This window comes from Halomonas litopenaei (assembly GCF_017303055.1).
GTDB classification, from domain to species: Bacteria; Pseudomonadota; Gammaproteobacteria; order Pseudomonadales; family Halomonadaceae; genus Halomonas; species Halomonas litopenaei_A.
Window position 1 is genome coordinate 89,019 of sequence record NZ_JAEKJT010000001.1, and the last position, 19,373, is coordinate 108,391.

The 19,373-nt window shown below is 60.3% G+C and carries 28 protein-coding genes; all 28 read right to left on the reverse strand.

The genetic code is table 11. The features are described 5' to 3' along the window. Positions 1–20 precede the first annotated feature (20 nt). The gene (locus tag JF545_RS00395) at positions 21–2,234 is read right to left on the reverse strand and encodes a hypothetical protein (protein ID WP_206936977.1); all 2,214 of its coding nucleotides are present in this window, start codon (positions 2,232–2,234) and stop codon (positions 21–23) included. 45 nt (positions 2,235–2,279) lie between these two features. Further along, the gene (locus JF545_RS00400; protein ID WP_206936979.1) at positions 2,280–2,741 is read right to left on the reverse strand and encodes a hypothetical protein; all 462 of its coding nucleotides are present in this window, start codon (positions 2,739–2,741) and stop codon (positions 2,280–2,282) included. Next, on the reverse strand, positions 2,741–5,104 hold the full coding sequence (locus JF545_RS00405; protein WP_206936981.1) for a hypothetical protein: 2,364 nt from the start codon (positions 5,102–5,104) through the stop codon (positions 2,741–2,743). The genes JF545_RS00400 and JF545_RS00405 overlap by 1 nt, the downstream gene beginning before the upstream one ends. A 45-nt stretch (positions 5,105–5,149) precedes the next feature. Next, complete coding sequence (locus tag JF545_RS00410) at positions 5,150–5,407, reverse strand: phage tail assembly protein T (RefSeq protein WP_206936982.1); 258 nt, start codon at positions 5,405–5,407, stop codon at positions 5,150–5,152. Continuing rightward, complete coding sequence (locus tag JF545_RS00415; RefSeq protein ID WP_206936984.1) at positions 5,407–5,796, reverse strand: phage tail assembly chaperone family protein, TAC; 390 nt, start codon at positions 5,794–5,796, stop codon at positions 5,407–5,409. Before JF545_RS00415 ends, JF545_RS00410 begins: the two co-directional genes overlap by 1 nt. Beyond that, entirely contained in the window at positions 5,793–6,269 is a 477-nt protein-coding gene (locus tag JF545_RS00420; protein WP_206936985.1) for a phage tail tube protein, read from the reverse strand. The genes JF545_RS00415 and JF545_RS00420 overlap by 4 nt, the downstream gene beginning before the upstream one ends. Before the next feature lie 110 nt (positions 6,270–6,379). Continuing rightward, entirely contained in the window at positions 6,380–6,745 is a 366-nt protein-coding gene (locus JF545_RS00425; RefSeq protein ID WP_206936987.1) for a DUF3168 domain-containing protein, read from the reverse strand. Then, positions 6,745–7,218, reverse strand: a complete 474-nt coding sequence (locus JF545_RS00430; RefSeq protein WP_206936989.1) for an HK97-gp10 family putative phage morphogenesis protein — start codon at positions 7,216–7,218, stop codon at positions 6,745–6,747. The genes JF545_RS00425 and JF545_RS00430 overlap by 1 nt, the downstream gene beginning before the upstream one ends. Then, positions 7,211–7,543, reverse strand: a complete 333-nt coding sequence (locus tag JF545_RS00435; protein ID WP_206936991.1) for a phage head closure protein — start codon at positions 7,541–7,543, stop codon at positions 7,211–7,213. Before JF545_RS00435 ends, JF545_RS00430 begins: the two co-directional genes overlap by 8 nt. Continuing rightward, positions 7,540–7,863, reverse strand: coding sequence for a head-tail connector protein (locus JF545_RS00440; RefSeq protein WP_206936992.1), 324 nt, complete (start codon positions 7,861–7,863; stop codon positions 7,540–7,542). Before JF545_RS00440 ends, JF545_RS00435 begins: the two co-directional genes overlap by 4 nt. Positions 7,864–7,877: 14 nt before the next feature. Next, the gene (locus JF545_RS00445) at positions 7,878–8,054 is read right to left on the reverse strand and encodes a hypothetical protein (protein ID WP_156088606.1); all 177 of its coding nucleotides are present in this window, start codon (positions 8,052–8,054) and stop codon (positions 7,878–7,880) included. Between the two features lie 48 nt (positions 8,055–8,102). Continuing rightward, entirely contained in the window at positions 8,103–9,314 is a 1,212-nt protein-coding gene (locus JF545_RS00450) for a phage major capsid protein (RefSeq protein WP_206936994.1), read from the reverse strand. Next, positions 9,307–10,194: a head maturation protease, ClpP-related gene (locus JF545_RS00455; RefSeq protein ID WP_206936996.1), complete on the reverse strand. Its 888-nt coding sequence runs from the start codon at positions 10,192–10,194 to the stop codon at positions 9,307–9,309. The genes JF545_RS00450 and JF545_RS00455 overlap by 8 nt, the downstream gene beginning before the upstream one ends. Positions 10,195–10,209: 15 nt before the next feature. Then, entirely contained in the window at positions 10,210–11,490 is a 1,281-nt protein-coding gene (locus JF545_RS00460) for a phage portal protein (protein ID WP_206936998.1), read from the reverse strand. After that, positions 11,490–13,007, reverse strand: coding sequence for a terminase large subunit (locus JF545_RS00465; RefSeq protein ID WP_206936999.1), 1,518 nt, complete (start codon positions 13,005–13,007; stop codon positions 11,490–11,492). The genes JF545_RS00460 and JF545_RS00465 overlap by 1 nt, the downstream gene beginning before the upstream one ends. Positions 13,008–13,014: 7 nt before the next feature. Further along, on the reverse strand, positions 13,015–13,491 hold the full coding sequence (locus tag JF545_RS00470; RefSeq protein WP_206937001.1) for a hypothetical protein: 477 nt from the start codon (positions 13,489–13,491) through the stop codon (positions 13,015–13,017). 104 nt (positions 13,492–13,595) lie between these two features. Next, positions 13,596–14,393, reverse strand: coding sequence for an HNH endonuclease (locus tag JF545_RS20180; RefSeq protein WP_431606252.1), 798 nt, complete (start codon positions 14,391–14,393; stop codon positions 13,596–13,598). Positions 14,394–14,471: 78 nt separating this feature from the next. Continuing rightward, on the reverse strand, positions 14,472–14,783 hold the full coding sequence (locus JF545_RS00480; protein WP_206937013.1) for an HNH endonuclease: 312 nt from the start codon (positions 14,781–14,783) through the stop codon (positions 14,472–14,474). 2 nt (positions 14,784–14,785) lie between these two features. Further along, positions 14,786–14,938, reverse strand: a complete 153-nt coding sequence (locus JF545_RS00485) for a hypothetical protein (protein ID WP_206937014.1) — start codon at positions 14,936–14,938, stop codon at positions 14,786–14,788. Between the two features lie 179 nt (positions 14,939–15,117). Then, complete coding sequence (locus JF545_RS00490) at positions 15,118–15,624, reverse strand: hypothetical protein (RefSeq protein ID WP_206937016.1); 507 nt, start codon at positions 15,622–15,624, stop codon at positions 15,118–15,120. Between the two features lie 80 nt (positions 15,625–15,704). Further along, a complete protein-coding gene (locus JF545_RS00495; protein WP_206937018.1) occupies positions 15,705–16,019 on the reverse strand; it encodes a hypothetical protein in 315 nt (104 codons plus the stop codon). Between the two features lie 37 nt (positions 16,020–16,056). After that, entirely contained in the window at positions 16,057–16,560 is a 504-nt protein-coding gene (locus JF545_RS00500; protein ID WP_206937019.1) for a lysozyme, read from the reverse strand. Positions 16,561–16,823: 263 nt separating this feature from the next. Further along, positions 16,824–17,438, reverse strand: a complete 615-nt coding sequence (locus tag JF545_RS00505; RefSeq protein WP_206937021.1) for a hypothetical protein — start codon at positions 17,436–17,438, stop codon at positions 16,824–16,826. 231 nt (positions 17,439–17,669) lie between these two features. Next, positions 17,670–18,023, reverse strand: a complete 354-nt coding sequence (locus tag JF545_RS00510) for a RusA family crossover junction endodeoxyribonuclease (protein ID WP_206937022.1) — start codon at positions 18,021–18,023, stop codon at positions 17,670–17,672. Next, positions 18,020–18,430, reverse strand: coding sequence for a dATP/dGTP diphosphohydrolase domain-containing protein (locus tag JF545_RS20040; RefSeq protein ID WP_206937024.1), 411 nt, complete (start codon positions 18,428–18,430; stop codon positions 18,020–18,022). Before JF545_RS20040 ends, JF545_RS00510 begins: the two co-directional genes overlap by 4 nt. Further along, a complete protein-coding gene (locus JF545_RS00520) occupies positions 18,427–18,717 on the reverse strand; it encodes a hypothetical protein (RefSeq protein ID WP_206937025.1) in 291 nt (96 codons plus the stop codon). The genes JF545_RS20040 and JF545_RS00520 overlap by 4 nt, the downstream gene beginning before the upstream one ends. Beyond that, complete coding sequence (locus JF545_RS00525) at positions 18,714–18,863, reverse strand: hypothetical protein (RefSeq protein ID WP_206937027.1); 150 nt, start codon at positions 18,861–18,863, stop codon at positions 18,714–18,716. The genes JF545_RS00520 and JF545_RS00525 overlap by 4 nt, the downstream gene beginning before the upstream one ends. Continuing rightward, positions 18,860–19,318 carry a hypothetical protein gene (locus JF545_RS00530; protein ID WP_206937029.1) on the reverse strand — a complete coding sequence of 153 codons (459 nt, stop codon included), beginning with the start codon at positions 19,316–19,318 and terminating at the stop codon, positions 18,860–18,862. Before JF545_RS00530 ends, JF545_RS00525 begins: the two co-directional genes overlap by 4 nt. Positions 19,319–19,373: the final 55 nt, after the last annotated feature.

Genomic DNA, 19,373 nt, shown 5'->3' on the forward strand with positions numbered 1-19,373 from the left:
CCGATAGACCCTCAGCTTTTTCAGATGAACGGATCAAACTGAATCAGTCCGTCTTGGCTGCCAGGATTTCTGGAAAGCTGTGATTCATAGTACCTTACCAGAGCCTGGGGATCTCCGTCTCCCTGAATAGCAATGTTGAGGTCGTACTCACCCCCACTTGACTTAACGCCAATAAGGTATGCGTGCATCCTGTTTGCGTCTATACCATCGGAATAGAAGTCAAAGTTCCTAGGTGCAGATGGCTTGACGCTGTTGTATGAGCTAACACCAACCATCAGGGAGCTGGTGTTGGCACCTACATCTGGGACGTTTGGCCCCTTATTTTCATAGTATTCCCCATTGATTCTAATGATGCTACCGCCTTGGTGCATGGTAGAGCCATTATGAACCTCGTCCGGAGTTGCGTCTCCGCCATTATTTCTGCCTTTACAGTTCATCTCAAATGCCTGAGGGAACTGTGCTCCGTACTCGTGATAATTGAATCCATCTTTGTAATTTCTGGCAGCTTCGCAATCAAAACAGAAAGACCTTACACCTTCTGTTCTAAAACCTCCTGCTCCACCTGAAATTCCAGATGTGGTTGAGCTGTATTTAAACTTGCAGTTTTTGGCAACCACATTCGTCTTCTCACCGCCAGCCGGGCTCCTGAAGACAAGATCCTGTAGACCCTCAAACTCCAGGTTTTCTAAGAAAATTGTGCCACCATTACCGTTAGTTCCAGAGCCAACTCTCAGAAAGACAAGAATATCGTCATCTGGAGCCCGGTCATCAAATGTCCGCAAGTAGACTTTTGATCCGCTGGAGAAGTAGCTTCCTGGGAAGCCAGAAACTGCTGACACGGAACCTACTTGCACATACCCCTTATAATCACCATTGAGGTCCTCAAATTTCGCATCTCTCACTGCATCGTTTGGCGCGACTTGGTCTCTTGATGCTTCATAGACGTTTGCATATGTGGCGTTCTGTGTCCACGATAACGGGGAGGAGCCACGCAGCTTCGCTATACCGTCACGGCATACTATAGATACCGAACGAGACATATTATATGATCCCCACGAGGCCAGTCCACGGTCGTGAGCACCTGGAGCTATAACTATCTCGTCAACATCGCTTTTCGAAAGAGCTCCTGCAATACTGCCCAAGCTTTGAGTTGGCGTCAATCCGCTGTTCGTGTCAGATGCACCAGGATATCCAACGTAATAGGTCTTAGACACACCTGGCTTTAACCGGTATGGGTCAATGCCGCAAGACCCGGTGCCGTCAGCATTGTAATAAATATCATACTCGAACCAAGAAAATTCGCTCGGGGTGTTGATTTTTCCGAATTTGTGGTGAGAGAAAACCGGGCACTTCCCTTTACTGAATCCGCAAGATTCCCCGATCCAGCGGACAGAGCCCATGTCGTTAATATTGTCGATCTTGTAATATCGCCCTGTCTCTAGCTCAACCGCCTTGTATCCCGATGCAAGGATCGTTTGAATTACAGCGGTGTTGTCTGTTCCTGAAAAGGTTTCAACGTCATAATCACCGACCGCGCCCCACCATTGGATCTTTGGATTCCCTGAAAACTGTCGCACCCATCCATTAAAAATGGTTCCGCCATCGCTATCGCTCGATTTTGAGGCATCATAGACGAATTGGCCGCCACGGGCACTTTCTGTGACGATGGCCATAAGGCCGCTTTTAGCAGGCAGGCTATTCAAATCATCCAGTTCTGCCACATATATAGGAGCCGATCCGACCAACAGGGCACCTTGCTCGCCGCCTAGCTCTTGGCGCAGTGCAGCATCTCCCACTACAACCATATTGACCCCGTCAGTCGCCCAGGTGCTAGTGGTGTAGGGCATCAACTGGTCGGGTTTTAGGCGGTAGAAATCGCCGTCCTTGGTGAAGATCTGATTGAGGGCATCAATGGTCAGCGGGCCATCGGCGTCATAGTCCTCATATGCACCACCAGCGCCGGTGCCGGTGTACCCACTACTGGCCAGGAACTGCTGGAAGTCCTGTTCCATGCCATGCCACGTCTTGCGCGGAGCGCCTAAGCGGTCGGGGTGTTCATTCTTGGTCGGATGGTTCAGAAGGATGTCGAGATTTTGGGCGTTGTCATACAGGTCTTTCGGAGACTCGGAGCCAATAGGGTTTCCAGTGCTATACGTAGTCATGCTAGAGCTCACCGTGTAGGGGTAGGCGGCGGACAGGACCAGCCCGCCTTTTAGGAATGAGCGACGACGCATAAGGCACCTCTTGATTAGGGATGCCAAAAGCGTATCAAAATTGAATCAATTAGGCTTCGGCCATTCGCGATTCATGGCCTTGTCGAAGATGCTGTTGCCGAGAATGAAGTCGGGAGCGATCTCGATCCAGTCGGCTGGCATGAGCGGCCGCTCGAACAGCTCGACCTGAGCGGTGAAGCGCCACGAGTCGAGGCCAACGAGCTGCGGCCCGCTGTACATCTGCATGAAACGAGCCTCGTACTTCTTGAGGCCCATCGGCGTGAGCGTCGGCCAATCGAACCACTCGGTGCCGCTCTTGAGAGTGTGGGCGTGCCAGCCCTCGAACAGCTGCGCCTCGGGCGTCGTGAGCAGCCACGAGACGCTGACCCTGGACGGCACTGACGTGAACCGCTGCCGCATGCGGGATCGCCCGCTGGCCATGTCGGTGCGCTGCACAGGGTCGACGTGATTGAGGCCGTATCCCTCGCGCAGCGGCAGGGGAAGGCCCTTGGGGTATTCGATAGCCATCAGCGCCCCTTGGTGCTCAGTGCGTATTTGGATGAGATCGCCTTATGGATCTTGCCGTCACCGGCGATGTCGGCCACAACCACATCAATGACGTTCTTGCCGTCAGCGTCTTGTCGCTCATTGACCTGGCCAGCACGGCTGGCGTCCTCGATAACGTTGACGGTGGTGCCACCTCCATCAGATCGATTGCGCTGAACGTCATCCAGCGTTCGGTCCAGCTTCGCGCTGGTGTCTGCGGTAGTGACCCGCTCACCTTTTTTGAGGTACCAGGTGCCATCCTCTGGCACCGAATTGATACCTTCGTGAGCCATGCCGTCGGGCCCAGCGATAGAGGCAATGTTGGAGACGATGCCGGCTGTCGCTGATGCGACTGATGCCATCGCCGCCAGGTTGTAGGGGAAGGGGTTGGCGGCCGCCATGGCAATGCCTTGCTGAATTGCTACCAAGGACTGCGCGATAGCGGCCGCCTTTTGCACGGCAAACATGGCTTTGTAGATGCCAGACTGCTCTCCCGCGAATGTGCGGGTGACGTCTGCCAGGTCGCCGAATACGCTCTCCGCTGCCACGAGCTGCGCCTGCTGCCGGGCATGCTCGATCTTGAGCAGCTGGTCTTGATGCTGCTGCTGGATTTCCTGCTCACGCTCATCCCATTCTGAGTTGAGGTCAGCTCGCGCCTCACGGAACTCCGCCAGCATCTCGAGTTGCGTTTCGTACCAGGACTCGAGAGCCTCCTGAGCCTCGTCGATCTTGGCGATCTCACCGAATGCGCCGCCTACGCTTCCATCTAGGCCTGCGTAGTCAGGGGCATCCTCCATACCGGACGCGACTTGCTCGGCACTGGCTTCTCTCAGCCGGCGCTGAGCGTCGGCCAGGTCATCCACCTCGCCCGCCTTGGCGGCAAGGTCAAGCAGTTCCATCTCCTCGCGGAATTCACGCTGTGACGCCTGGAGGGGGTACAGCTCATCGAGCAATCCACGGTATGCGTCTCGCTGCCGTTCGATCTCTCTGGCGGCCTCCTTGGCTGCCTGGGCTGCTTCTTTCGCTGCGGCAGCCTGAGCCTTCTGCGCCGCCTCGCGCTCCTTGGCGTTAGGTAGAGCGCTGCCAGTTACCGTCATGCCTGGCAGGGCAATGTCGGCTTCTAACTCATCCGTGCTGCTGCGTACTTGGCTTAGCCACTCATCGATGACCGTTTTCGGCAGCGGCTCGTTGAACGCCTCAACAAACTCCTGGCGCGCATCTTCGCCAAGACCAGCCATCTCGTCGCGCAGCGCTCGGATGCCCTGGGCGTAGCCGCTGTTTTGGAAAGAGCTGATCAGCGGGATGTCATCGACACCCGGTATGTGGTTGATGCCGTCGATAACGGTGTTGATCGCGCCGGCCACTTGATCCATCAGGAACGTGGCGGCATCGGTTATCTCGGCAAACACGGCAGTGTATGCCTGGCCGACCGAGAAAGCGGCAGCTCGCATGCCCTTCATTACCACTTCGATGCCGTGCAGGGCGTTGCTCAGATAGCCGATCACCTCGAGTGATGATTCGACGGCGTTGCGCACTGACTCGCCAAAACCGTCGCCGTCAGCGGCAAGCTCTACCAGGTCGTCACCAATGGTGGACAGGTAGGGCGATAACTCGGCGGCGATCAACTGGCCGGTGGTGGCGAGGATTCCATTGACTCGATCGAACTGGCGCCCAAACTCATTGAGCTTGGCGATGTCCAGCTCTGACAGCACGATCCCCAGTTCGTCAGCCTCGGCAGCCATGTCGGCGAATCCCTGGCCACCATCGCGAAGCAGAGGGATCAGCGCAGTGGTGTCGCTGGCGATGGCCTCGAGGTAGAACGTCATATCCTGCTGGGACAGGTTCGCTCTCTCCAAGCTGTCGTAGTAAAGCTGGAGCGCCTGGGGCCCTGACAGATTCCTGAACTGATCGGCGGTCACGCCAACCTGAGGCGCGATGTTCTCGAAGAAATCCGCCATCTCCCCGCCACCGCTTTGCATGAAGTCGCCGACACGGTCGTTGACGTCTTGCAGGATCTGCGAGAGCTTGTCTTGCTCGATCTGCACTGACTGGGTGGCGTATGCCATGCGCTGGAATTCTTCGACGCTGGCATTGGCTACTTGAGCCTGGTTCTGCAGCGTCCGGGCGTTATCAGCAGCCGTCTTGGTCAGAGCCACGATTGCGCCGCCCGCGGCAGCCACGGTGCCCGCAGTTGCTGTGATAGCAGTCGCAGCCCCTTTGAACGACTTGGCAATATCCGCCATGTCCTTTTTGGCGGCCCGGGACGCCTGATCCATGGGGCCGGTAAATCCGCCCACCCGGGCCACCAAGTCGAGCGTGAGTTGTCCGAGTGAGCGAACGGCCATGTTTTCTCCAGGCAAAAGAAAGCCCCGCTCAGTGGCGAGGCTTGATTACTTCCAGGCTTCCATGGCCTGCTCGACAGTGATCGGCGGCTCGTCCATGTGCGGCATGAAGTCGAAAATCTTGTGGCCGCCTTTCTTGCTGTGGATGTTTGCAAGCGTAGAGGCCACTAGGGCGGCGCCGTGCTCAATCCGCATCCCAACGTGCAGCGATCCTCGTTTGTGGCGGAAAGCCACCCAGCGGCGAAACTCGCGGTAGCTCAAACGGTCTTGAGCCTCGGCGACCGTGCGGCCGCCGATGCCATTCATCACGAGCTCGTGCCAGACTTCTTCTTCGTCACCGAGCGGCTCTTGCTCTTTCCCAATCCATTGGCCCTCCCGATGACCTCGAGCAGAGCCATGGTCAGGCTGTGATTGAGCGGCCCGCGCTCTGGGTCAGACTCGCCGGTGATGTCGCCCACGCTGAACACCGGCTCGCCAGCTTCATCGCAGATGCTGGCAGCGATGCGCGCTGCAAGGGCGTCTGTGTTTTCGCGGCTGGCCACCATCTCCGAGACTGCGGTGATGTAGGAAAGCGGCTTGATGAACACCGTAGCGCTGACATCTTCGCCGTCTTGGCGCCAGGTCACGGTTTCCTCGGCCAGGTCAACGGGGGCGAAGGCCCCCATCTCCTGCAGGCTTTCAAGACTTAGCTTCATACCTTCGGAATCCAAGCTGATCCACCAGAGCGCTGGATGGTGACCTCGGACGTCACCACGCTGTTCTGCTGGAAATCGAACGGGAAGTCGGAGACGTACCCCTCGAAGGTGAACCAGGTGCGCGTATCCGGAAGCTCGAAGTCATCTCCTACGCCCAGGGTGGGGGCATCAGATCCGTCCGAGAAACCGATGGCCCATTTGACGGTGGGCGAGGGGTTCATCTGCGACAGCTCGTGAAGCGTGACGTGGCTTGCATTCGTGGGGTCGGAGTTGAGCCCCAGTGTGGCCTGGCCAGGGGTGCGCAAGCCGGGCTTGTAGCTGCGCTCGAAGTCTTCGAGACAGGTGTCCTCAATTTGGTCAGCTGGGTTGCCGCCCGGGCTAAAGCTGGTGGCGCATTGCACCTGGACCACTTGAGGCGTGCCGTCGTTGGGGTCGATGAAGTAGACGTGAGTGCCTTGTGCCAATACAGACATGGTTCAGATTCCTCTGAGTTGCGGGCATGATAAAGCCCGCACATCGGCGGGCGAGGGTGGAAAAGAAAAGCCCCGGCGGATGCCAGGGCTTGGGTGCTGCGTTGCGTCGGTTATCTCGGCACGAGCCAGTCGACGTCGAACGAGATACGTCTCCGCCCTGTATCCGGGTCAGTCTCTTGACCGCCCCAGCGAACGACATAAGCCTTGTCCTCGATGGCGTTGCGGATGGCTTCGGCAACATCGGTGGCTGTGCTGCCCGTGTCGGCGTAGACGTCCACCTGGAGCGTGAAGGCGTCTATGTCCGGTCGCTGCGCCAGGTAGTTTTCGGGCGCTCCGTTAACCACTTGCCATACCGCATACGGAGTGGCCACGCCTTGAGGCGCTTCACCCCAGGGGTAAAGGCGGGTAGGGCTTGAGCCGATAAGCGCTGTGACCGCCGGGTTAGAGGCGCAGACAATGAAGATCGGTGGTTGCATCATCTGCTCCGGTTGGCTCGCTTGATGGCTCTGACCAGAGCCTTGTCGAATTGGCGTAGGAATTCGTCGGTGGCTGGCTCAATTGATTCCTGCAGCGCTGGGCGCATGAAAGGATCGGCGCGCATTTTCTCAGTGCCAAACTCTTTAAACCGCCAGTAATACGTATCACCGCCAGGGTTATTGGTGTTCTTGGCCTTCGACGTAGAGCCCCCAAGTACGCCGACGCTCATTTTCAGATCGCCGTGCTGTCGGAAATGCTGGTTATCGAACCGGACCACGATGTTGTCGGCAATGGTGTTGGCTGTATCAGGATCATCAATGCTTAGAGCGCCCATCTTTGCGCTTTCACGAACAAGGTTCGCCGCCTTGCGCAGGGCAAAGCGGGTCGCCTTCTTCTTCGGTAGATCCTGAACTTCCTTCATCTTCGCCAGCGCCTCATCGACACCGGAGAGGTTGAACGACAGATCAGCCATCGTTGACGCCCTCGGAGACCGGAATGGTCAGGTAGTGCAGGCCGCTTTTCGGATCGGGCAGTACGCCCTGGATGTTGTAGACCTTGCCGCGGTGAACGATGCGCATGTCCGGAGCGATGTCGTCGCGGTGTCGAATGACGATCTTGGCCGACAGTTCTGCCTGGTCGGCGCCGGCAGCAATGAACTCTCTGGCGCTTAACGGTTCGACGGAGGCCCAGACTGTCTTGACCTTTTGCCACCCAGGGATCATCTCGCCTGTTGCAGGGTCTTGTGTGAGTCCCGGGCGCTCGATAGTCACCCGGTGCCGCAGGTTGCCGATTCTCATACGCCATAGATCCTGTAGGGCTGAATCAGGGCCTCCACGGCCATGGGAACCTCTGCCGTTATGGTCCCCACAACGACCGCCTCACGGTTTTCGTACCAATGGCCGATCAACAGCAACATGGCTGTTCGCACGCTTCCGTCCATTACCAGGGGGCATTCGTCCTCGTCAGGCACGGAATCACTGTCCGCATACAGGGTTCGGTCGGTTTGGTTTTCGATGAACCGTGACGCAGCCTGAGAATAGACCTCGAGAAGGTCATCCTCCTCGGTGTAATCGGGGTCAAGCCGGCAATGCAGCTTGATGGTAGGGAGGTCCAGCATGTTGGGGCCTCCTGTCAGTCAGTGGAGCCGCTTCGTTTCGTGGTCCGCTTTTTCTCAGGCGCTTCTTCGTACTGGCGAGCGTAGCCCTTGCGGATCAATTCGCGGCCATGGGGCTCAGTCGTCTCCATCGAGCCGCCGGCCAGCACCACGCCGCCCTTGAAAGCGATGGGATAGTTAGTGATCAGCTTCATTGTGCTCTCCTGGTGAGCATGGGGGCGCGAGCCCCCATGCCGTTAGGCTTACGGTGCCGGGACGGTGAAGTCGCCGTAGATGAACGCCTCGGGACGCTTAACGGCCAGCGCCAGGCGCTCCTCGCAACGAATCGAGATCATGTTCTTCTCGAAGTCGTCGGCGTTCTCGGTGGACACCACCACGTTGGCATCTTCGCGATCGAAGATTTGCGCGCCGGCGTTGAAGGCACCAGTCAGGAACTTGCCCTGGAACGCAGCTGCTTCGGTCGCGACAACCGGCAGGCCCCAGAGCGTCGGGCCGGTCAGGCCGGCGGGGTTGGCCAGGATGTAACGCCCCATGCTGTCCTTGGTCAGCTCGATCTTGGCCCAATCGATGAAGTGCAGGACGTGGCCGCTGGCAGGGAACCGGGCAAGCTGTGCCTGAAGCATCGCCAGGCGCAGATCGTCGATGCCGTTCTGCTCATCCACTGCGAAGGCCGCGGAGTAAGCGGACGCCTGGGGGACGATGCCTTCCAGGTTTTGGCCGGTGCCGTCGCCGAACAGGATCTGTTGCTCCTCGACGTACTTGAGGCCGTAGCGCAGCTCAGCATCCACCATGGACTGTAGTTGCGGCATGTCATCGAGGATCTGCTTGGACGCCTTGAACAGGTGGGCCAGGGTGCGCACCGGGGTGATCTTCTCAGCGAACTCGATATCGCTGTACGGCTTGGTGGTGTTTTCCGCCACCGGCGCCGCGTTGTTGGTGAAGCCGGTCTGCTGTACCCAGTAGATGGTTTTCGACGCGGTACGGCCGGGGGCGATCAGGTCTCGAATGAACAGGCGCTGCTTGGGCGCGACGTCGATGCCTGGCTGTCGATCAGGGGCAATGATGTCACCACCAACGTCGGGCGAGGTCAGGACGTTGACCGGAACGCTGACGCGGCGGCCAGACTGCACGTCGGCAGCAAATGCCTTGAGGGCGTCAGACTCGGCCACCATGCTGCCGGCGCTCTTGGCGGCACCCATGGCGCGATCCAGCGGCATGCGGGCGTATTCCTGCTCGAGCTCGCCCAGGCTGGCCTTGAGGGTGTTGACCGACTCCTGCAGACCGTTCTGAGTGGTCATGAGGCGGTCAACAGCCTCTTTGGTTTCGGCAGAGAGCTGCCCGCTACGGGACGCCTCGGTCAGAGCGCGCTCGGATTTTTGATTCAGCTCGTCCTGCACCTTCTCGAGTTGCTTGGTGGCGTCGGCGAGCAGCTGGGCGTTTGTCTTGTCAGTCATGGTTTTCTCCGGTGACTGTAGTGAGTTGCGCGACCATCTTCTGGAAGTCGGCGTAGGCTTCGGCCATTCCGGCCTCGTGATCGGCAGCGCTAGGCGTACCGGAGTCGGCAGCGCTTGGCGTACCGGACTTGAGTGCTTGCATAAGCGAGCGTCGCTTGCTGCGTGGCACGCCCGCTTTTGCCATGACCACATCCATCTCTCGGGCGGCCAGGCGTGAGTCGAGTTGGTTGTTGGGATCGTCGGTCTCGACCATGTCGGAGGGCAGGTAGTCATCCGCCCATCCCATCTCGACGGCTTCGGTACCGCCGATCCATGTTTCGGCGTCGAGCTGGTCTTTGATGTCGTCGATCGGCAGCCCAGTTCGTGCGGCATAGATGTCGGCCAGGGTGTGATCGAATGGCTCCAGCCAGTCGGCCACCTCTCGCAGTTCGTTGCGGTTGCCCATCGCCATGACCCAGGCGTTGTGGATCATGAAGAATGCGGCCCGGCCGATACGGATCTCGTCGGCAGCCATGGCGATGAACGATGCGGCTGAGGCTGCCAAGCCCATCACGTTGACGGTGACTTTCCCGCGGTGGTCGCGTAGGAGGTTGTAGATGGCTAGGCCCTCGAAGACGTCGCCGCCGGGGGAGTTGATGTTGACTGTTACATCCTTGCCCGGACCAATATTCCGCAGAGCGCCGGCAATTCGCTTGGCGGTGACACCGTCGCCGAAGAAGTCCGCGCCGATTGGGTCGTAGATGCTGATGGTGTTCTCGGCTTCCTGCTCAGCGGCGTGCAGGCCCGGGTTCCAGGCTTCCAGCGCCTTCGGCAGCAGATCACACTGAACGCCCGCGCACGGGCGAGCCTCCGGCGCTGCCGGAAGTTGCTTGATGGTCATGGTTAGCTCCGAAGGTTAGGAGGGGGCTTCTTGGTTGAGCCAGTTGCGCAGCGCGGTACGGGCATTCTCGCCATCGCCGCCATCCTGGCCGACCTGATCGAGCGCCATCATGTTGGATTGGACGGTGAGGGTGTCGCCGCCTTCTACCTGTGGCAGGTTCTCTAGCCGGCGGACTTCGTTTCTCGACATCACCCCGTTCTGCAGGAGTGTGTTGTAGTAGTTCGCCCGGCCAGTGCTGTCAGCTCGCAGCAGCCCCTCGACGCTGAACTCCACGTAGTAGCGGTCGGTATTGCCCAGCAGGCACCGGTCGATCTCTTGTTCGATGTTCTCGAGAATCGGCCGCAGAGTGTTGGTCAGGAACTGCAGGTTCATGCCCTCGACGCTGGACGCCCAAGACGACTGCTTGTCCATGTGCCCGACCATGAACGGTGGCACACGGAACCAGCGGCAGATCTCCTCAACGCTGAAGTTTCGAGTCTCCAGCATCTGCGCGGCCTCGGGATTCATGGTGATGGCCTGGTACTTCATGCCGGCCTCGGTGACCATCACCTTGCCGGCATTGGTGGACCCCATGAATCGCTCAAGGTGCTTCTGCAGGCGGTCACGCTGCTCTTGCTTGAGGGGGCTGTCGCCGCTCAAGATGCCGGAGGCCTGCATGCCCTGGGCGAACACCTTGTTTGCCGCCTCGTCTGCGGACATGGCGCCTCCGAAAACATCGCGCCCAGCGCTCACCGGCTGCATGCCGCAGATTCCATCAAGACCGAAGCCTCGGATGTGCATCATGTCCTTCTCGGCAATCTCGCGATCCTTCCCAGTCACCGGATCAAGGTACTTGTACTGCAGGGCGCCATTGTCGCCGCGCTTCACTGTCATGCGTTGAGGAAGCAGGGGCTCCAGTGCCACCACCCGCGAGCCGACTTTTCGCTTCTCCACAAATGCGTTGCCCCAGAGGCACAGGCTGGCAACGATCATCAGCATGTACCGGGACGGCGTCATCTCGCGGTTAGGTGCGCGGGTGATCAGTGAGTGCATCGGGTGGCTGGTAGCGGCGACCCTGGAACCATCAGACTGCCGTTCGTACAGCTTGAGGGGCAGCGTAGAGATGGTTTCGGACAGTAGCCGGACACAGGCCCAGGCAGCAGAGAGCTGAAGCGTGGCGTTGACGGTGACGTCCTTGCCACTCGATGAGCGTCCATTCCATTCCTTCCAGAACTCGCCCGAGGTCAAGTGGATCGGGACACCAAGCCAGTCCAGCAGGGCCGACTTGACGCGACCCGGTTTATCTTTTCGCGCCATCAGACACCTACCATGATCATGTTGTCGATAAAGTCGTCGTAGTCCTCAGCCACCTCGCCAGCGCCCGCGCAGCCTAGGGCCATGGCCAACGCCACCATACCGTCGATGCGGCCGGTCGCCTTGTGTTTGTCGAGCTTGCGGTTTCCCGCGGCGTCTTTCGTGACCACCGCGTTGGCGGCACACATGGTGAGCACCGGGTGGTTGCCGTGCCGGATGCGGCCGTTGAGTAGATCCGCCTCGAGGATGTCCAGGGCAGGGCTCATGTCTTTGAAGCCCTGGCCGAAGGGTGCCAGCGGAAACTCCATGCCGAGGTGCTCGGCATCCTTCTTGAAGACGTCGATGCGCCACCGGTCGAAGGCCACCAGCTCGACGTCAAGGTCGGCCATGATCTCGGCCATCTCGGCGGCCACAAAGGAGTAGTCCACCGTTGCTCCCGGCGTGGTTCGCAACCACCCGTCTCGCACCCAGGCGTCGTAGGGCACTCGGTCGGTCTTGGCTCGTTCGTGAAGCCCTTTCTCCGGCGTCCAGAAGTAGGGCCAGACGTGAGCCACGCCGTCGGCGTCCCGGCCCACGATCACGCAAGCGGTCAAGTCGGTTCGGGCTGACAGGTCCAGTCCGGAATAGGCGACAAGGCCTTCGAGGCGCTCAGGGTCACCACCGCACGCCTTCCAGGCATCTGGCGATACGAAGGGCGAGACCGTCGACACGCGCTGGTTAAGGTTCAGGTTTCGGAAAGTGTTCTCGGCTGACGGCATCCGCTTGGCGCGGTTCGCCTGCTTCTCCATGTCCGCCCTGGAGCGGAACAGATCAAGCGCCGGGTTGGCCGCCTTCCAGGCCGACTCGTCGTCCAGCTCGGCATCCTTGGGCGCCGCATAGACGTGACTGACGATATGAGGATCGCCAGAGCGCTCGGCGTCATCCAGCCACACCGAGAGGAGGTCGGCGTCGGTGGCTGCCTGCGTACTGATCGCCAGCAGGAGCGGTGCGTCGTGGGCGCCCTGGGCAGTCGTAATCGCGTCGATGAAATCATCCTGCGGGCCTCGCACCTGGCCGACCTCATCGAGGATCGCGAGGATCGGCGAAAGGCCGTGGGTGGTCTTGCCCTCGGCGGCCAGTGCCTTGTACTCGACGTTGCAGGGCAGGCCGATCAGCGTCTTGCTGCTCGGCACAACATGGATGATGTCTTGAAGCTTCGGATTCAGGTTGACCATCTTCCAGGCCAGCTTGAACACGATACCCGCCTGCTCGCGGCTCATGGCGCCCGATACGATCTGGCTGTTCTGCTTGGCCTCGGGGCCGACCAGGTGGGCCAGCAGGATGCCGGCAATCAGACCCGTTTTGCCGTTCTTGCGGGCGATGCTCAGGTAACCGTCTGTGGTGCCGACTGGGTTGTCGTAGACATCGAGGATGAAGCGCTTCTGGAAGTCGGCCAGGTTGATCGGCTGGCCTATCAGCTTGCCCTCGGGAACCTTGCAGAAGGTCTCGATGAAGCTGATCACCTTCTCGCCACGGGTCATGGGCACCTCAGTGCATTGGGCGCGCAATCAGGTCGTCGGCAGCGCTCATGGTTCGTTGCGCCTCGGCATGCAGCCCGTTGCGCTTCTGCTGGTCGCGTGATTCGCCCTGAGTAGCCCGGGCATGGATTTGCAGAGAGCGGGACAAGGACAGCGCCTGCGCGGAAAGGTCGGTCAGGATCTTGTGGACTGGGTGGATCTTCGACACACCGGCCTGGTCGGCCATCAGTCGCGTCTCATCCTCAGCCACCTTGGTGTAATGCTCGATGTCGGCGTTCACCCTGGCCAGATGGGCAGCCAGCACCAGATCGCCAGGCGTCCAAGAGTCGGCGGCTCGGGTCTGCATGATGGCGTCCCAGAATGGCCGGGCCGCTGTCGGCAGGTGAACGTGCTTCGGCGGCTCGATGATTCCGGCCGCCGCTGACGCAACCGCCGACTGAGCGGCAGCCGCGCTGTCGCTACGCTTGCGGCGATTACTTTTCGTCATGTTGTCAAGCCTGAATATGAGAAAAACTGGGTTAGCGTTAAAGAAAAAGGGCCGCTACGGTCCGAGGCAAATAGCCGTGAGGTTTGACCCCACCCCTACACCCTCTAGCCAATCTCAAGCCGGAGCTGGCCGCGCGATGCAGCGCCCTTCTCGTGATTGCACTTGCGACATGAGCACGCGACGTTGCCCCAGGTATGGGTGCCACCATCGGCCAGAGAGACGATGTGCTCTAGCTCAGGGGCTCGATCCGCACTGGTGCCTCGAAGGCTGGGCAGCGTCGTGATACCGCATAGATGGCATCGCCACTTATCTCGCTCGAACACCTGAAGGGGATCAATAGCGTCGGCATCGACGCTCCTCATCAGGGCTCGTCGCTTGGCCTTGGCGACACGCCGGACGCGGCGCTCTGTCTCTACTGCCTGCTCCCGACGACACTCAAGGGAGCAATAGCGGAACCAGCGTCTGGCGCGCCTTGCCTTCTTCCCGCATCGGTCGCAGATGATGACCTTTGATGGAAGGTTCACTCGCGAGGCAATTCGCTTGAGCGCATCAATCTCTGGCTGTACTCGTGCCCGCCATTCGCGGGACAGGGTTTTGCGTCTCGCACGACCTATGCGGCGAAGACCTTCGATCTCGGCGGCGATGAACCGGTGATGCGTTGTGTAGCATGCGTGGGAGCAGAACCGACGACCGTACTGTCTGGCTCGAGGCACTGCACCGTAGAACTGGAGGCAAGACGCACAGAAGCGGCGCACTGAGCGATTACGGTCGCGCAACTTGTTGTAGCAAGAGCGGGAGCACGTGTGATGCTTCGTCTTGTACGGCGTACCGTCCTTGTTGCGCCTCGGTTGGTACTCGCAGTTGCACACTTCACAGATATGGGGAGAATGAGGGTCAGCCATCAGCCTGCTCCTATCAGGTTGCTGGTGAGAGCCGTCGAGGTGTTGGTGGCACCTTGGCGGCTCGTTTCATTCTAGCACTCAGGACCTGTTCCAGTGGCTGTTCGGATCCAGCGGCCATCCATCCTCACCACACCCCACCAGATGACCTGACCTCTCCTGTTTCTGCTTCACACTGTCGTGGCACTGCTTGTCCAGGCTTTGCAGGTTGCCAGGATCGAAGAACAGCGCCTCGTCGCCCTTATGGGGGATGATGTGGTCGACCACCGTGGCCGGGCTGACTCTCCCCATCTGCTGACACATACGGCACAGGGGCTCATCACGCAGCTGTGCAGCGCGTAGTCGATACCATGCCTTGGTGTTGTACAGGCGGCGCCAGGGGCGTTCCTTCATGGTCACCTCGCAGGCGTGCCATCCAGGTAGGTGGTAGGGGGGGCGTCGGGGTCAGCCTCGTCGGCCAGGGCTTGGATCAGCAGGGCCAGTAGTTCGTTGGTCCGTCTCTGCTCCAGCAGTATCTCGCGGAGCAAAGATTCGCTTGGCTCGCTCATGGGCGACAGCCCTCCATTTCTTGATGCGCTCACGTCGAGCTGCACAGCCTGAACATGCCATGCTGACCTCATCGAATAGGGCCCTTGGGAGCTTTCTCCGAAGGGCGGTCACCGGGTGAATCGTCTATCGACGCCGGGCCTTGGTAGCCAAGGGATCACCTTCCTGCGGCTGTGGGTGTCTATCGGGTCTTGATCGCGTCCATGAACGTGCGGGGCGCTCGGCTCTCTTGCCGCTGCCGGCTGCCGAGGAAGAAGCCCATCACACTGCTGACCAGGCCTGCGGCAATGCCCGTCACCGCAATGTCGGCATACCGCTCACCGGTGGGCGTCAGCTCCACGAACGTCACTGCGCCGATGTAGGCGAACACTGCGACGATCACTAGAGTGCCGAGCAGGTACACGAAGTTGCGTGCCAGCCAACCGGCGTTATCAGCCTGAAGCGTGGCGACCTGCATCGCCCTGGCATCCTGACGGTCATGCAGATAGAGGCGCGTCAGCTCGATGTCGAGCTCGCGCAGCTTGATCTTGGCCGCCTGTGGGTCAGCCTGCACCTTGCTCACTACCGCTTGCGGCGCGACCTCAGTGCCCAAAGCGTCAGCGACGCGCTTACCCAGAGCAGCACCGACCAGAGCACCAGCGCCAGGTACAACGGCATTGCCAGCCGCTGTAGCGGCAACCTGCGCCATACCAGGGGCAGCCTCTTTGAGCGCTTGGCCCACGCTCGGTGCGATCTCGGATAGGAATCCACCAACGTCGCTCCAGTTCATTACCGGTTCTCCAGGCGCGACACCCGGGCACCCAGGGCATCGATTCGGCTGTTGATCTGATCGCGGTACATGGCCGCGTCGTTGATCGTCATGTAGTCGTTGCCGACCTCACGCAGATCTGCACGAAGTTGTTCGGTCAATGTGATCAGCTGGGATATACGCTCGTCCTGGCGCGCTGATGTCTCGATCAGGGTCAGGGTGGTGTTGCCTGACCAGGCGAGCAGGCCGACGACGAGGGCTAAGAGCACGGTTTGGACGTGCCTCTCGAGAATAGGCTTGGCCTTCAAGGCAGTATCGGGACTCGTTTGTGACATCCCGCCTCCTGGGTGGGCCTGCGTAGACAATACGGATTTACGGCTTCGAGACTCTGACGGTCTCGTCAAGCCAGTGAAACTGGACGCTCTCGGGCGTCAGGAATAACTCGCGCTCAGCCTTGCGTCGCCGGGTCAGTCCAGCCAGTACGCGACCACCGGCCTTGTTCCAGCGCGGTAGCTCGTCCGCTGCGCCACGGTAATCGCCCGTATTCAGCTTGCGCAGCAGGGTAGAGGTCTCGAGAGCACTGGGGCCGACGTTGTAGGTGAACGAGACCAGGGCGTCGAACTGGTTCTGGTTGAGCGGTACAACCACCAGGCGCTCGACGTCATCCTCGAAACGGGAAACGTCATGGCGGAGAAGGGCGAAGGCCTCATCCTCGGTGATCGTGTCGCCGGGCTGAACGCCGGAGCCATCGGGGTAACGGGTCGTACCCAGGCCGATTGTCCAAGGATGGCCGCCAGTACCGGGATCTGGATATGACTCAAGCTCAAGCCCCTCGAACTCGGCGACCAGGTTCAGTCCGCGCTGACTGGTCTTCATGGCGACACCTCGGGGAATAAAACAGCCCGCAGGAACGGGCAAGGACGCCAGGCAGCGGCGTTTTCAGGAAAGGGTGCCGCCCGACCAGGGCGAGGGAAGGCTCGCAGGGCGGCATAACGAACTACGCCACGGCGTGAGGCCAGGGCGCAGGAACGAAAAAGCCCCGCCGATGAGGGCGAGGCTTTGATATGTGGTAGCTGTTTTGGCGTAAGCCGTCCAGCTTACAGATAAGCTATCTGAGCGGGCGCAAGAAAGCAAGCACTTTATGCAGCCTTTCTGATATTTCTCACCATATCGCCGATCGTCTCGCTGATTGGCTCCATGGCTTCGCCCTCCCAGTGGCTGATTGCCGCCTGAATGGCAGCCCAGACAGGCAGCCAGTCGCGTGCCCAGTCCCTGGTGGTGATCGCCACGCCGTACCACTCGGCCATCATGACCCCGATGCGCTCAGGACCCCATGCCGGCTGCTCGTTTGACAGGTTGCGCTGCCGCTCAAGCAGCGCGACGTGGATCAAGTAGTGCACGCGCTCTTTCTTCGCAGGGCGCCAGGCTCGGCCATCACTCCAGTTCGGGATGTTGGCTATCACCTTGCCCTGGACGGCTTCCACAGCGTCATCTAGGTATGCATTCGCCTGCTCGGTAGAGGGATGGCACAGCACATGCCCGATGGCGGCCAGCGTGGGTTGCTCGCGCTCCAAGCGGCAGATGCGCGCATAAACAGGCCCGTACTCGATGCCGTGTGCAGCGCCGGTGCCACCTTTCTTGGTGAACTGCACGCCGCCACCGCTTTCCAGCTCCTCGAGGATGGGGCCCATCTGAGAGCGAACACCGGTATCGAGTGCCATGGCCCATGCCAGTTTCGGATCAGTCGTAATCATGCCGCGCTCTCCCGTTTTGCTCGTGCCTTGGCTTCGTTCGCCGTACTGTGTTCGCTGATGCTTTGAAACCCTCGCCAGAGGGTGTAGCGGTCGACGCCGCTGTGAGTTGTCCTACAGATCACGAATTCGCCGCTCTGTATCGAGTAGGCGCTTTTCCGTGACCACTTCACGACCGACGCCGGGGATCGTTGTGGTAGCGCCGATCTGGCGGGCGCTCGCTCTGCTTGTCGCTCATGCGGCCTCCTTGATCTCGACCAGGCACTGGCCGCCAGCCATGCGCTCGCCTCGGATGATCGTCAGCCGGTCAATCTGCTCGTCGTCTAGCCAGATGCCCGCGTGGGTCAGCGCGTCGAGAAGCGCCTTGCCGCCGTGGTTATCGATATCCCGCTTGCGGCGGTCGGGCGGCAGTAGTGTGACGACAACATCCAGCCGGGCGGCCAGTGGGTCGCCCTGGTGCTGCCCGGCGACGGCGGTGGCCACGTCTTTGCGGTACTGTCGCCCCTTGCGGGACAGCAGCGTGCGGCCATGGACGTTGCGCCAGACGGTGTTGGTGCTGGGCGGCCAGGGAAGGGTGAGGGTGATCATCGGGCAGCCTCCCGCATCGCCAGCTCAAGCCGGAACAGGACGCAGCAGGCGACGTGCGCCAGGTGGTGAACGCCCGTCTCAGGATCATTCTGCTCACCCCTGGCGAGAGCCATCTCGTGGCGAAGCGCGGCGGCCAGGTATCGGCTGTCAGCGTTCTCGACGTACTGCCAGTTGCCGGGGGAATACTTCTCGGCACCGAAGGTCAGAACCTGACTGACAGCCTCAAGCGCTCGTGGCATGTCGCTGATCAGAAGGTCGGTGCGGGGCTTCTCGCTGTCGTACTTGAGGCCAGCGATCTCGGTCTCCGGCACTGTGTAGCTGGGGTCGGGATCGACGCCCTCAGTGTTCTGGAGCTGAACCCATCCGGCCTCATGCCTTATCAGCGCGTTGTCGATGTGGTCAGTCACTTGGCGGCCTCCAGCAGCCCGCGGCGGGCAAGTTGGTCTATGGTCAGGACGATGGCGCGGTCCATGCGCGCCCGGCGCTCTTGCTTGTCCATGTCGCGCCCGTTGTCGATGTCGTGGTGGCAAGCCGGGCACAGAGCCGCGCATAGGCAGTCACTGGCTTTTTGGCCCATGCCCCGGTCTTGATTCGAGTGGGCGGCCTGAATGCCCCAGGCGCCGCAGAGGACGCACTGGTCGAGCTGGTGGACGTTGGCCAGCCACTGACGGGAGCGATAGGGCTTGAGCCTCATGAATCCCTCCTGTCGATCCTGTCCAACAGCTCCTGGATGGACTCGCGGGCCCGGCGCTTCTCCTCGCGCTGTGACCAAGCCAGGGCGGCACAGGCGCCGAGGCAGGACACGATGGCGAAGGCGAATAGGGCGAATGTCGGGTTCATGCGGCCTCCCCAAATTCTCTGGCAAGCTCCATGTATTCGCTGTCGAACGGATGAGTAAGAGGGATGCCGTACTCCGCTGCCCAGGCGTCAATCTTGGTCATGAACTGGTGCATCTCACCTGCGTCCAGATCACTCGTCTTGCGCAGTTCGTAGCGCTTCTCGATGACGCCGGTGCGCAGGTCGATGTCGCTGACCTCCTCGTGACCGAGAAACGTGCGCTTTAGGTTTCGCTTCACGGCGTCCTTGGTCATTGCTGAGCCGTCGGCGAATGAGGCCTTACCCTTGGCAACGAAGAAGCCTGCAACCTCCTCGCACCACTTGTGGAATAGGGCATTCTGCGGGAGCGACCGGCGCGTGCCGGTCAGCTTTACGTTGCACGGGAACCCCTTCTCTTGGAGGGCGCACTTGAGCCGCGAGAGGTCGGCAATGCCGTTCAGCCGGATGTTGATGCTCATCCCTTGCCTCCCGCGATCACTGCCAGGGTGAGAACGCCCAGGGAGGCCCCAATGA